13 protein-coding genes, 1 rRNA gene and 1 riboswitch are annotated in these 12,909 nt (G+C 37.9%); of the genes, 7 read left to right on the top strand and 7 right to left on the bottom strand.

The annotated features are described in order from the left end of the window. The first annotated feature begins 255 nt into the window (after positions 1 to 255). On the top strand, positions 256 to 903 hold the full coding sequence (locus tag WYK_RS04335; RefSeq protein ID WP_040373374.1) for a GntR family transcriptional regulator: 648 nt from the start codon (positions 256 to 258) through the stop codon (positions 901 to 903). A 105-nt stretch (positions 904 to 1,008) separates the two neighbouring features. Next, positions 1,009 to 1,524 (top strand): hypothetical protein, encoded by a 516-nt coding sequence (locus WYK_RS04330; protein ID WP_040373373.1) that lies wholly within the window; start codon positions 1,009 to 1,011, stop codon positions 1,522 to 1,524. A gap of 559 nt (positions 1,525 to 2,083) precedes the next feature. On the opposite strand, the gene thiD is transcribed toward WYK_RS04330, so the two are convergent. From thiD to WYK_RS04300, 6 genes are all read right to left on the bottom strand, one after another. After that, positions 2,084 to 2,863, bottom strand: coding sequence for a bifunctional hydroxymethylpyrimidine kinase/phosphomethylpyrimidine kinase (thiD, locus tag WYK_RS04325; protein ID WP_040373372.1), 780 nt, complete (start codon positions 2,861 to 2,863; stop codon positions 2,084 to 2,086). Between the two features lie 15 nt (positions 2,864 to 2,878). Further along, positions 2,879 to 3,520: a thiamine phosphate synthase gene (gene thiE / locus WYK_RS04320; RefSeq protein WP_040373371.1), complete on the bottom strand. Its 642-nt coding sequence runs from the start codon at positions 3,518 to 3,520 to the stop codon at positions 2,879 to 2,881. Continuing rightward, on the bottom strand, positions 3,507 to 4,331 hold the full coding sequence (gene thiM, locus WYK_RS04315) for a hydroxyethylthiazole kinase (protein WP_040373370.1): 825 nt from the start codon (positions 4,329 to 4,331) through the stop codon (positions 3,507 to 3,509). Before thiM ends, thiE begins: the two co-directional genes overlap by 14 nt. Further along, positions 4,313 to 5,512 carry a putative hydroxymethylpyrimidine transporter CytX gene (cytX, locus tag WYK_RS04310; RefSeq protein ID WP_040373369.1) on the bottom strand — a complete coding sequence of 400 codons (1,200 nt, stop codon included), beginning with the start codon at positions 5,510 to 5,512 and terminating at the stop codon, positions 4,313 to 4,315. The genes thiM and cytX overlap by 19 nt, the downstream gene beginning before the upstream one ends. 76 nt (positions 5,513 to 5,588) lie before the next feature. Further along, positions 5,589 to 5,699: riboswitch (TPP riboswitch) on the bottom strand. 88 nt (positions 5,700 to 5,787) lie between these two features. After that, positions 5,788 to 6,441: a glycosyltransferase family protein gene (locus tag WYK_RS04305; protein ID WP_326238976.1), complete on the bottom strand. Its 654-nt coding sequence runs from the start codon at positions 6,439 to 6,441 to the stop codon at positions 5,788 to 5,790. 29 nt (positions 6,442 to 6,470) lie between these two features. Then, on the bottom strand, positions 6,471 to 7,178 hold the full coding sequence (locus WYK_RS04300; protein WP_040373367.1) for a class I SAM-dependent methyltransferase: 708 nt from the start codon (positions 7,176 to 7,178) through the stop codon (positions 6,471 to 6,473). A gap of 173 nt (positions 7,179 to 7,351) precedes the next feature. On the opposite strand from WYK_RS04300, the gene WYK_RS04295 reads away from it, so the two are divergent. The 5 genes from WYK_RS04295 to rfbB all read left to right on the top strand — a co-directional run bounded on the left by WYK_RS04295 (position 7,352) and on the right by rfbB (position 12,165). Further along, the gene (locus WYK_RS04295; RefSeq protein ID WP_040373366.1) at positions 7,352 to 8,719 is read left to right on the top strand and encodes a bifunctional glycosyltransferase family 2 protein/class I SAM-dependent methyltransferase; all 1,368 of its coding nucleotides are present in this window, start codon (positions 7,352 to 7,354) and stop codon (positions 8,717 to 8,719) included. Positions 8,720 to 8,866: 147 nt separating this feature from the next. Beyond that, positions 8,867 to 9,748 carry a glucose-1-phosphate thymidylyltransferase RfbA gene (gene rfbA / locus WYK_RS04290; protein WP_040373365.1) on the top strand — a complete coding sequence of 294 codons (882 nt, stop codon included), beginning with the start codon at positions 8,867 to 8,869 and terminating at the stop codon, positions 9,746 to 9,748. 14 nt (positions 9,749 to 9,762) lie between these two features. Further along, the gene (gene rfbC / locus WYK_RS04285; protein WP_040373364.1) at positions 9,763 to 10,323 is read left to right on the top strand and encodes a dTDP-4-dehydrorhamnose 3,5-epimerase; all 561 of its coding nucleotides are present in this window, start codon (positions 9,763 to 9,765) and stop codon (positions 10,321 to 10,323) included. Further along, positions 10,320 to 11,174 (top strand): dTDP-4-dehydrorhamnose reductase, encoded by an 855-nt coding sequence (rfbD, locus tag WYK_RS04280; RefSeq protein WP_040373363.1) that lies wholly within the window; start codon positions 10,320 to 10,322, stop codon positions 11,172 to 11,174. Before rfbC ends, rfbD begins: the two co-directional genes overlap by 4 nt. Position 11,175: 1 nt before the next feature. Then, on the top strand, positions 11,176 to 12,165 hold the full coding sequence (gene rfbB / locus WYK_RS04275; protein ID WP_040373362.1) for a dTDP-glucose 4,6-dehydratase: 990 nt from the start codon (positions 11,176 to 11,178) through the stop codon (positions 12,163 to 12,165). 508 nt (positions 12,166 to 12,673) lie between these two features. On the opposite strand, the gene rrf is transcribed toward rfbB, so the two are convergent. After that, positions 12,674 to 12,789, bottom strand: a 5S ribosomal RNA gene (gene rrf / locus WYK_RS04270). Positions 12,790 to 12,909 lie beyond the last annotated feature (120 nt).

The raw sequence follows: 12,909 nt of genomic DNA, 5'->3' as shown, positions 1-12,909 counted from the left end.
CTAGCAATAACATATTCATACTTTCATTTTTCTAACGAAATATTCAGGTAATATTATCGAAATATAACATACAAATTATATACATGCAATATATTACATGATAAAAATGAAAATTCAACGTTTAGAAAGTCTTTATCCATCGATAATCTTCAAAATATATTGAAGCGATATATTGCGTTTTACCAGAAAAATAGTATGCTATAATATAAAATATAGTAAAATTTATCTTATTTATCTAAATAGAGGGGAGACAATATGCCTATACCTGTTAACTTCTCTACACCAGCTCGTGTATCCGCAAAAAATCGTGCTTACACTCAAATTCTTGAATGGATTATCGATGGTACCCTGCAGCCACAGGAAAAGTTAAATGATGCTGATTTTGCACATGCTTTGGGCGTAAGTCGCACGCCTATTCGAGAAGCATTACAATTACTCAATGTTCAAGGGTTTGTTGAAATGTTCCCAGGCGTTGGTACCCAGGTAACCCCTGTCAATAAGGAAGATATTCTAAAAATACTTCCACCCTTAGCTGCCTTGCAAGCATTAGCGACAGAAATTGCTGCCGAAGTCATTAATCAGAATACAATCCGGACCTTACGGATGATAAATAACCAGTTTGCTGAAGCAGTGAACAATCATAATTTTCATCTAGCATTGAAACTTGATGAACAATTTCATCAAATCATAATAGAAACGACCGATAACCCATATATTTTAAATACTGTCTCCACCTTACAATCACATGTACGCCGTCTCTATTTTCATAAATCTATTATTCTCAGGAACGAATCAATTAATGAACACGAAGCCATTCTTCAAGCTTTTGACGATAAAAACAAAGAATTAGCCGCTAATATTGCCCGTGAAAATTGGCTGTATCCGATGATTACTACTGATTAAAAGAAAAGATGCTTTCCCTGATTACAGAGAAGCATCTTTGTTGTACAAGTATTCTAGTAAATGGTATATTACGGAATTATAAGTTACATAAAAAGGAGTGTACTTATGGCGAAACTTTCTCTAGCAGAAGCTGTGAAGCTAAAAAGTGTACTATCAAAAAGAATCCATGAATTAGAAGATGAAATGGATCGTGCAGCCTTTATTGAAGTTGAAAAAGGCAGCAAATTGCCCAAGCAAGCACGAACTCTGCAAAATGTCGAACAAGATATTGAAGAAGTTCGAAAAGACTTCCGCTTACTTGATAAATTGATGTATCAAGCCAATATTGAAAACAACATACTGTTAGAAACTGACTCTATTCCCATTGTTGAAGCCATTGAACTTGCAACCCAGCTTCGCGCTCAGGCCCGGAAATGCAAAGAGTATGGGGCCGCTCCAAAGGAAGAGTACGTTCATTCCTTCAGCGAGACCGTTTCAATTGTACGAACAGCTACCTTTGAGCCAGAAACATATCGAGTCAAAGCCATTGAGCTGGAGCGTCGCGCTAACAAGCTCTCGAATTTAATCAATGCCATCAACTATACGATCGAATTAGAATTTGACAGTGAAAAGTATTTTTAACCCTTGAAGAGGTGAGACTCCCCTTCAAGGCATAGAAGGAATCCCGCTGTACTTTGGTACAATAAAAAAAATGGCAAAGGGCTCAACCTATCATCAAATGACCCATTATACATTTATCTGTCACCAATAACCAACTACTGCAATGGACGGTCGATGACCACTCTAGTTTTTTCTTTCCTTCTATGAATCCCTCATTCCATGTGAATGAGGGATTGTTTTTTATGGTTTAAAAACAGCTATATAGAATTCATCAGTAGATGGGAGCACAAGGATTTAAATGATTTATCCACGCGGCGACAAAATAAAAGGAGAGGTTATATGAGGTGAATTATTCGAAGAACTAAATCAAAATAAATCTACCTATGCTACGGTCTATATTGATGCCTTGATTCCTAAAAGTGCATACATTACAGGCCAGGGTAACCTGACTACAGAGCACTTAAATTTTAAAGCTAAAAAAGGTTGTAACCAAATCAATGGCTGCTCCCCTTTCTAGCATTTAATCACATAGAATAATACTAATTTCTCACATGGGAATGAGGGATTTTTTTGTATTCATTTATAGGTCATACATATGATTTAGAGGTCCGCTGCCCTTGCCTAGATTAAGGTCGTTTTTAAGAGCGCCAGTAAGATAGTTTTTGGCCAGTTGAATACTTGTCTTCATATCTGCTCCAGTTGCTAAGTGACACGCTATACTTGAAGACAGCGTACAGCCTGTACCATGCGTATTGGGATTATCAATTCTTTCACCTGAAAACCAAGTAAACTCTCCATCAATGTACAGTAAGTCATCTGCTGCCACAGCAAGATGCCCTCCTTTTATTAAAATATTTCCGGAATAGATTTGTGCAATTTTAACAGCAGCGGTTTGCATATCTTCCTTGTCAGTAATTCTTACCCCAGAAATTGCTTCTGCTTCAGGGATATTCGGGGTAATGAGTGTGGCTTGCGGCATCAATTCGGTTAGAAGACTTTCCATTGCCTCTTCACTCAATAACCGACTGCCGCTTGTAGAAATCATAACCGGATCAAGTACAATATGATTTGGTTTATACTCCACCAACTTTTCAGCGATCACCCTAATAATGTCTGGTGAAGATACCATTCCTATTTTCACGCTATCTGGGAAAATATCAGTCATAATACAGTCTAACTGCAATCCAACAAATTCTGGTTGTGTTTCAAGGACCCCCTTTACTCCCAACGTATTTTGAGCTGTCAAAGCTGTGATTACACTCATCGCGTACATCTTATGTGCTGTGATGGTTTTTATATCTGCTTGGATACCGGCTCCACCGCTGCAATCTGAACCCGCAATACTAAGTACTTTTTTCAATAAAACCCCTCATTTCTATTTTTGAATCATTTTTGTTGAAAGAACATGCAATTCCCTACTCGCTTCTTTAATATCTGATGCCGCAAAAATCGCCGATATAATGGCAGCTCCGTCCACTCCAGTTCCGCTTAGTTCAAGAATATTACTTTGATTAATGCCCCCTATGGCAACAACCGGGATATTCACAGCTTCACAAATTTCCTTTAATGTTTCGAAAGTTACCATTTCTGCATCCATTTTTGTTGAAGTACTGAACATAGAGCCTGCTCCAAGATAATCCGCCCCATTTTTCTCAGCGGCTATTGCCTGCTCAACGGTTTGAACTGATACGCCCACTATTCTATCAGGACCAACCAATTTCCGTACATCCTCGATTCCAAGATCGTCTTGGCCAATATGAACACCATCTGCACCGCAATTAACGGCCACCTTCACGTAATCATTAATCACAAATGGAATTTGATAACGATCCGTTACTTCCTTTATTTGCTTAGCTTCCTTTAAGAATTCATCATATTCTAAGGTCTTTTCACGTAATTGGATAAAGGTTGCTCCGCCCTTTAGTGCTTCCTCGACTTGTTCACTCAATGTCCTTTCACCTATCCACATTCGGTCAGTGACTGCATACAGCAGCATGGATTGTTTATCTGCTTTCAATTTTACTACCCTCTTTCAATAATGTAGTGTCGATTTTACTCATATAATCGATTAAGTAGGTTCTGAAGGAAGAGGTACCGCCATTTGTACGCTTTGTCTTTTGATACGCAAGCTCACCGCTAATTCCCATCGCACAAACAGCTGTTTTTGTGCTTTCTAGTAATTGGTCGGGATTACCGCCGCAAAAGGTTCCAATCACAGCTGTCAGCATACAGCCAGTCCCTGTTATTTGAGACATCATCTTGTGTCCATTTCTTATGACATATGCCTTATTTTCGACTGCAACTAGATCAACAGCACCCGTAATCGCAATGACCGCTCCAGTTTTTTCGCTTAAATGCTGCGCTAACTTAATGATTTCATCTAGATTGGATTCGTTTATAGCATCCGTTTGTGCTGCATCGACACCCTTTGTTGAACCACTTCCTTCATACACTGTTTTTATTTCAGATATATTTCCCCTAATCACTGAAAAGCGAATTTCATCAAGCAGCTTCCGAACAGTATTAGAACGAAAAGCAGAAGCACCTGCTCCTACCGGGTCTAATATAACCGGGATTCCCAGCTCATTGGCTTTCTTTCCTGATTTAATCATTGAAAGAATAGTACTTTCATTTAATGTTCCAATATTAATTACCAAACTGTTGCAAATACATGTAATTTCTTCTACCTCATTATAATCATCGGCCATAATCGGCGAACCACCGCAAGCTAAAATAATATTTGCACAATCGTTTACTGTTACGTAATTGGTGATATTATGAACAATTGGTGTACGCAGTAAGACATTTTTCAGAATTTTTTCTTCCATACTTTTCTACCCCCATTTAGGATTATCGTTACGAGTCCCGTAGCAATCATGATTGGAAGCGTAACCCCAGCCACAGAACCAATTGGCAGGAATAAGCGATAACCGATGACACCAAGAACCCATATCACTATGTTACTTAGATTAATAAGCGTACCTTTGTTAATCGACGTTTTTTTGAAAATAAAATACTCGGTAAGTAAAATAGCAAATAATGGTGCAAATACCGAACCAATGAGATATAAGAAATGTTCATATTGCGTAATGGGAACAAAGACAGCCAGAACGACACCTAGAATACAAACTAGTATTCCTGCATTTTTTTCACTAATTCTGTGACTGATATTCTGGAAACTGATTCCCGCAGAATAGACGTCTAAAAAAGTCGTCGTGATAGTTGCGAAAAGAACGATAAACAGTGCAACTCCCCCTAACCCCGCTGAAAGCAAGATACTCGCAATATCAGTTGTGCCTACATATAAAGACGCGCCTAACCCGATGACAAACATAAGAATGCTTCCTATGAAATATCCCAGCACACTATAAAAGGTACCTGACTTTTCCTTTTCTACATGTTTTGTATAATCAGCGATTAATGGCAGCCATGATAATGCCATTGCCACATTCAACTCGACAGCCGTACCAAATGTCATCTTTCCAGTCATTTCTCCCACAGGAATTAACTCATTAGAAAAAACGGTCACACCAAGGATTATCGTAAAAATAAATAGAATACCGACAGCGATCCCATTTACATACGATACATTCTTCATACCCAGTGAAATCCAAATGATAATAAGGAAACCAATGAGAATACTCCATACCACCTCATTGTTCATGCCAAAAAGCTGAATCGTTACAACATTTAACGTCTTCGCCCCTCCGATAATCATGACGGCGGTCCATCCAAGAAGCTGAATGATATTTAGTAATGAAAACAAATAGGAACCATATGTACCAAAAGAAATTCTAGTGGATTCACTAGAAGATAATTTACTTTTTGCACCAATCGAACCAGCCATAAAGAGAATAAATCCTCCTATCACATGACCGATGAGGATCGCCGCCATCCCATTTTTGAATCCTAATGGTGCAATAAGAGCCCCTGTAAGCATTTCTGCGATCGATACAGCTGCTCCAAACCAAAGACTAAATTGGCTTAGACTTGTTCTTTCACCACTCATCTTATTCTCCCCAACCCCTATTCAATAAAAATCAAAAAAGCGATATACCTCTATAGGGTATACCGCTTAACATAACATTCATGTAAAGTTGATTCCCTACGTTGGCATTATCCAAATCAGGTTATAGGGTCAAAGCTACTTTTCGCTTACTCTCAGCCTGCATGTGCAAGCCCCCCTGTTATTCAATTAATTGTATAGATTTTTTCTTCTAAAACAGTTTACCATACTCTTCCTCAAATAAGTATGATAAACACCTAAATGAAAGAAGGCTGCATTTAACTTTCTTTCATTTTATTTCTCCATTCTTTGAATATATTCAAATAATGGCTATACGTTTTTGTATCAGTAATTTCTCCACATTCGTGCAGCACCCAAGGAAATGGCTGATACGGAATCCCTACAACATATCCATGTTCGATAAATTGTAGGCATTGTGAAGTATCATATAAATGCCATCCATTAAAAGGAATTTCAGCCCATGGAAGATCATACTGAGTTGCCATTATCACACCATCTAATGTCTGGACTTCCTGATATGCGTAGTCGGCCTCTTCAAATAATAGATATCGGTAAGTAGATCGGTGTTCAATGATTTTTCCAGCTGTTCTTAGACTTTCCCACCAAATACCGTTATCTGGAATTGTCTTAGCACCAATGACACCAAACATTCCAAGATGAGAATGGTTAGTAAATAAAAATAGTAAATCATACAAAAAGTTTTTATTTATAATCATAGTATCTTGATGCAAATAGACCTTATATTTTGCATCGGTTTGTATCATCGCTTCATTATAACCACTGGCCATACTATCAGCATTACGTATTGGGAGCAGTTCAATCTGTACATGTGACGGTACACTTAGATGTTGAATATGCCGGATACACTCGTTATATTGTTCTTCATCATTCACACAAGAAATAAAACACACTTTTACATTAATAAAAATGTCCCCCTTAATTAAATCGGTTTTGCCTTAATAACATATTGATAAGCACTAGCTTCTGTTTTAAAATGATCAGTACTAATTTGGAACTTTTGATTCACTGCCTCAAGCGCTTCAATCATTTGATCGTAACGAGGATTCGAAAATGGGATAATCATTAAATTTTCCACAACGTACCCACTAGACTCAAAAAGCATCACAATCTCACGCCGTGTAAAAAAACGATAATGTGTTTTATCTAGAAGCCCCGCATCTGTATATGTCCATAATCCAGCCAGAAGGCTCTCAATAATTGTAATATGCCCGACGTTAGGAATGCTGGCCAACACACAGCCATTATTCGACAGGAGTGGTTTCACTTTTTTTAATACGTGTGCAGGATTAATTAAGTGTTCCAAGACATCGCCAAACATAATAGCATCAAATTGATTTCTGGCGAAAGCTAAATCTGAGGGATTGACGTTTTCAATGTTTTCTACGATGACTTCATCTAGTCTAGTTGCAGCAATTTCTGCAGCACTTGAAAACAGCTCAACCCCTGCAACATAAGCACTAGTTTCGGTTTTTATAGCTGCCCCTAAGTTCCCTTCGCCACATCCTATATCAAGTACCTGCTTCACATTCGATGGTACCATCCCTAATAGCGTATTATTGATGCCCTGATAATAATTTACATTTTTAGAAGCGTAATCCTCATAACTTGAATGCTCACTCAAACGCATTCCCTCCATAGTGTTTTGTCTTAGCACTTATGCCAATAAATATATGTTTATAAATATGCGAAGATGTTTTAAATGTGAGTTCAGACTTCGAAACCGAACAATATATTAGCACCAATACCTCTACTCTTCATATAAATAGAAGGATCTAATTTAACAATAACCGGGAGGTACTTATGAAAACTTCCATTATACTATTGACTCACAATCAAATCGATTATACAAAAAAGTGTTTAGACAGTATCAGAACCCATACTCACGACTATGAAATCATTGTCGTTGATAATGGATCAGAGGATGAAACTGTAGCTTATTTATCTGAACAAGATGATATTACGGTCATCGAAAATAAAGAGAATGTAGGGTTTGCTAAGGGGAATAATCTAGGAGTTCAAAAAGCAACGGGAGATATCATACTCTTTTTGAATAACGATACAGTTGTTACACCTGGATGGCTAGACTCTATAATAAACACCTTATATTCGAATGATAAAATTGGTATTGTAGGACCAGTTTCCAATAATATTTCTGGTAACCAACGTATTTCTGTAACTTATAATCAAGATACACTAGAAGGATTAGAGGATTTTGCTGCTGACTATGTTAAAGAGAGAATAGGCGAGAAGAAAAAAGTCTTAAGATTAGTAGGATTCGCTTTAGCATGCAAAAAGAAAGTTTTAGACGAAATAGGATTGTTTGATGAATCTTTTGGAATAGGTAACTACGAAGATGATGATTTATGCATGCGTGCACTTCGTGAGGGATATGAGCTCTATATAGCACAAGATTCATATGTTCATCATTACGGAAGTGTTACCTTCAAAAATAGTTCGATTAATTTTAATCAGTTAATGTACACGAACAAAAGCAAGCTTTACGAAAAATGGGGATTCAATGCAAACTCCTATACATTTTCTCGACCAGAAGTACTTAATTTAATCCCTACTCATTCAAAAAGAGTCCTGGAACTTGGTTGCGGAATGGGTGCAATGGCCATTGATTTAAAAGAAAAATATAATTGTGAAGTAATTGGAATTGAAGTTGATTCTAATTTAGCAGAATTTGCCAAACATAATCTAGATACCGTCTATTCAGCTGATGTTGAAGATTTTGACTTGTCTAAATTGGGTACATTTGATTGCATCGTGTGTGCGGATGTTTTAGAACATTTACGCGATCCCTGGAAAATTGTAAAAGATCTAACCGCTTTGTTGAATGACGGTGGTCAACTTGTTATTTCTTTACCGAATATTGCAAATATAGAAATTATAAAAGAACTAATGCAAGCTGACTTCTCATATAGAGATGCAGGTTTATTAGATCGAACTCATTTACGTTTTTTCACGCGCAAAACCTTACACACGCTGTTCCCAGAAAACTTAGTCATAAAAATACTATCTGGTACAACGATTGGCTATTCCGAAGCTGACCATCTACTCGCTGCAAATCTAGGACCGATTGGAAAAGCCTTTGGGCTAGATACTGATTCACTGGCTACAGATGCTTTCATCTATCAGTTTTTAATCGTTGCTGAAAAAGTTTAAATAATGATTCTCACATCTTCTGTGAGGATTTTTTTCTATGCACAATCCCAATATTACTTTCTTCCTCATCACCATTTGAAAAGAAAAACATATGATAGAGCATCATCACTATGTATTCACAAAAGCAACTAAACCAGAGGTGTTACTATGAAAGGAATCATTTTAGCCGGAGGCAGCGGGACTAGATTATATCCTCTCACAAAAGGAATGTCCAAGCAGTTACTGCCTATTTATGATAAACCAATGATTTATTACCCATTATCTGTTCTTATGCTTGCCGGGATCCGAGAAATCTTAATTATTTCCACCCCTCAGGATATAGGACGTTTCAAACAGCTGTTCAACGACGGCTCTCATTTAGGCTTGTACATTAATTATGAAGAACAAGAATATCCTGGCGGCCTTGCGCAAGCATTCCTTATTGGAGAAAAATTTATTGGTGAAGAAGATGTGGCACTAGTTTTGGGTGATAATGTTTTCTACGGTCATGGGCTGACAGATAAACTGAGGAAGGCAGCCAGCAGAAAAGATGGCGCCACGGTATTTGGTTATTATGTACATGATCCCGAGCGATTTGGAGTGGTAGAATTTGATGAACACGCTCGAGCAATTTCACTCGAAGAAAAACCGATTACTCCTAAATCAAACTATGCGGTAACCGGGTTATATTTTTATGATAACTCCGTTGTTGATCTAGCAAAAAAAATAAAGCCCTCTGCTCGCGGTGAACTTGAAATTACGGATATTAATCAAGCCTATCTAGACCATGGGAACCTGCATGTCGAAATATTAGGAAGAGGATTTGCTTGGTTAGATACAGGAACACACGAATCCTTACTAGAGGCTTCGCAATTTATTGAGACCATTGAAAAGATCCAAAGTATGAAAATAGCCTGCATTGAAGAAATCGCTTATAACCAGGGGTATATTACTAAAGATAACTTACTCGAATTAGCTGCCCCTCTAAAGAAGAATCAATATGGTCAGTACCTAATTCGAATTGCTGATCAAAAACCATTTGCAAAATAAAGAAGAGGTGTCAGATGGAAATCATCAAAACCATACTAGATGGAGTGTTCATACTTACTCCTTCCGTTTTCGGGGACAGTCGCGGCTGGTTTATGGAGACATATAACGAAGAGACGCTTAAAAAAGCTGGACTCTCCCTTCACTTCGTACAAGACAATCATTCCTTTTCAGAAAAGGAAGGAACCGTTCGTGGATTGCATTATCAGCTAAATCCAAAAGCTCAGTCAAAGCTTGTTCGTTGTACCAAAGGTGCAATTTTTGATGTAGCAGTGGACATCCGTAAACACAGCCCAACATACACTAAATGGGTTGGCATAGAACTCAGTGCAGATAATAAAAAGCAATTACTCGTTCCTAAGGGTTTTGCTCATGGGTTTATGACGTTAATTGCTGATACAGAAGTTCAATATAAAGTAGACGAACTTTATTCAAAAGAACATGACTACGGAATTCTTTGGAATGATCCTGCACTCGATATTAAATGGCCCGGCCATGTCACTCCGATATTAGCTAAAAAAGATGAAGAGGCTCCACTATTAAAAAATGCTCGACATCATTTTGGTGAAATAGAATGAAAATAGTTGTCACTGGATATACGGGGCAGCTTGGTTACGATGTAGTTCGAGAAGGAAAACAAAGAGGTTTCCAGATGTATGGAACAGGATCAAAGGATTTAGATATCACCAATGAACAAAATGTTCGAGCCTATATTACTCAACTAAACCCTGACGCTATTATTCATTGTGCTGCTTATACATCTGTAGATCTTGCTGAAGATGATAAGGAACGATGTTACGATGTGAATGTAAACGGAACAAGATATCTAGCTGAAGCAGCAAAAGAAACGGGTGCAAAGTTTGTTTATCTTAGCACCGACTATGTGTTTGATGGAAAAGGAACTAATGCCTTTACAGAGTCAGATCAACCCAATCCAATAGGATACTATGGAAAAACAAAATATAAAGGCGAACAAATAATTGAAACCATGTTATCTCACTTTTTTATTGTGCGAATTTCATGGGTTTTCGGTATTAACGGCAGTAACTTTATTAAAACGATGCGTAAACTGGCCGAATCACAACCAGTAGTTCGTGTAGTAGGTGATCAAATCGGTGCTCCAACATACACGAGGGATTTGTCCATCCTATTACTTGATATGATTCAAACAGAGCAATATGGAATATATCATGCTGCCAATTCTGGAGTATGCAGCTGGTCAGATTTTGCAGAAGAATTATTCAAACTAGATAATCGCTCTGTTTCTGTCCACCCCATTACAAGTGAGGAATTCCCTACTAAAGCAAAACGTCCCAAGAATTCCCGTCTATCAAAAGCAAAACTAATAGAAAATGGCTTTAGCCCCCTTCCCAATTGGCAGGACGCACTCGCACGTTATTTAACGGAATTGAATGATGAGGTGAAATAAAATGGTGAAGAAAAAAATCCTTATTACTGGTGGTGCAGGATTTATTGGAGGGAATTTCGTCCACTATATACTAAATAAATATCCCGAATATGAAGTAGTTAATCTTGATGCATTAACGTATGCAGGCGAGTTAACGAAGCATCAAGAAGTCGAAAATCTTCCAAACTATCATTTTACCCATATAGATATCACAGATAAGGAACAATTAAGTAATCTATGCATAGAAAAAGAGTTCGACTATGTCATCCACTTTGCTGCAGAAAGCCATGTGGACCGCTCCATTGCTAATCCCGAACAGTTTATTTTAACCAACGTACTTGGTACACAGAACTTATTGCAAGCAGCAAAACAGACGAAAATCTCTAAATTCATTCATATCTCCACGGACGAAGTATATGGAGAATTAGATTTTGATAAAACAAATTTTTTTACTGAAACAACGCCATTACAACCAAACAGCCCTTATAGTGCCAGCAAAGCATCCTCCGATTTACTCGTTCGCGCCTATGCAGAAACCTATCAATTACCAGTAAATATAACCAGATGCTCAAATAATTACGGTCCATTTCAATTTCCAGAAAAACTAATTCCACTAACCATATCCAAGATTCTCAATGATAAAAAAGTACCCATTTACGGGAACGGCCAAAACATACGAGACTGGCTGCATGTATACGATCATTGTACAGCTATTGATGCAATTCTTCATAAAGGAATCAATGGCGAAGTCTACAATATAGGCGGGCATAACGAAAAAACAAATTTAGACGTCGTTAGAACCATCATCCATACCATCGGAAAATCCGAGAAGTTAATTGAACACGTCGAAGACCGTCTAGGACATGATAAACGCTACGCAATTGATCCAACTAAACTTGAACAATTAGGCTGGAAACCAACATATACCTTTGAAACTGGAATTCGCCAAACCATTGACTGGTATATAAAGAATAAACAATGGCTGAACCAAGTACTAAACAAAAAAAAATAAACTCATTAAGCCTGTTCCGATACTCAATGTGTGTTAAAAAACCTGCTGACTCCTAAGTTTCTATGGGGGGAGTTACTCTCCTTTTTCCGCTCTAGTTGTTAATCCCGTCTGGACACTATTTTCGAGTGGTTAATACTCCTTTGGGTATCATGGTTTATTGGTTTTTGAAAATGGGTCGCTGATCTTTAGGACTATTTCTTAGGATACACTTTTTACGAAGACCTGGTGACTAAACTTCCATGGGGGGTATTTTCTCTGTTTATCTGTTATTCCGGCCATTAATCCCGTCTAGAGAGACCATATTCTCGTCTAGGATGGCCGTAATCCCGTCTAGGATGGCCGTAATCCCGTCTAGAGACTGCTTATTCCCGTCTGGGCGCTATTTTGAGTACAAAAATACCCCATAGGGCATCGTATTTTAAGTAGGTTTTTAAAAATGGATCGCTATCTTTTCAGAAAAAAAACACAAAAAAAGACCAGCTCTGCAGCTGATCTTTTCTTTCTTGTTGCCTGGCAATGTCCTACTCTCACAGGGGGAGACCCCCAACTACCATCGGCGCTGAAGAGCTTAACTTCCGTGTTCGGAATGGGAACGGGTGTGGCCTCTTCGCCATCATTACCAGACTATAAAGGAACGTTGTTCCTTCAAAACTAGATAATAAGAAGATTTTTTGCATGTTTTTAAAACGGTTTTGTCCAGTTACGGCTCCTTGCTTATTGGTCGTTTCGATCCGTCATTCAAAG

The organism is Peribacillus psychrosaccharolyticus ATCC 23296 (assembly GCF_000305495.1).
GTDB classification, from domain to species: Bacteria; Bacillota; Bacilli; order Bacillales; family DSM-1321; genus Peribacillus; species Peribacillus psychrosaccharolyticus.
This window is presented reverse-complemented; position numbering and strand designations above follow the sequence as displayed.

Coding starts and splice junctions, on each gene's coding strand:
- WYK_RS04335 (WP_040373374.1), top strand. CDS start 256: ATGCCTATACCTGTTAACTTCTCTACACCAGCTCGTGTATCCGCAAAA.
- WYK_RS04330 (WP_040373373.1), top strand. CDS start 1,009: ATGGCGAAACTTTCTCTAGCAGAAGCTGTGAAGCTAAAAAGTGTACTA.
- thiM (WP_040373370.1), bottom strand. CDS start 4,331: ATGGAAGAAAAAATTCTGAAAAATGTCTTACTGCGTACACCAATTGTT.
- cytX (WP_040373369.1), bottom strand. CDS start 5,512: ATGAGTGGTGAAAGAACAAGTCTAAGCCAATTTAGTCTTTGGTTTGGA.
- WYK_RS04300 (WP_040373367.1), bottom strand. CDS start 7,178: ATGCGTTTGAGTGAGCATTCAAGTTATGAGGATTACGCTTCTAAAAAT.
- WYK_RS04295 (WP_040373366.1), top strand. CDS start 7,352: ATGAAAACTTCCATTATACTATTGACTCACAATCAAATCGATTATACA.
- rfbA (WP_040373365.1), top strand. CDS start 8,867: ATGAAAGGAATCATTTTAGCCGGAGGCAGCGGGACTAGATTATATCCT.
- rfbC (WP_040373364.1), top strand. CDS start 9,763: ATGGAAATCATCAAAACCATACTAGATGGAGTGTTCATACTTACTCCT.
- rfbD (WP_040373363.1), top strand. CDS start 10,320: ATGAAAATAGTTGTCACTGGATATACGGGGCAGCTTGGTTACGATGTA.
- rfbB (WP_040373362.1), top strand. CDS start 11,176: ATGGTGAAGAAAAAAATCCTTATTACTGGTGGTGCAGGATTTATTGGA.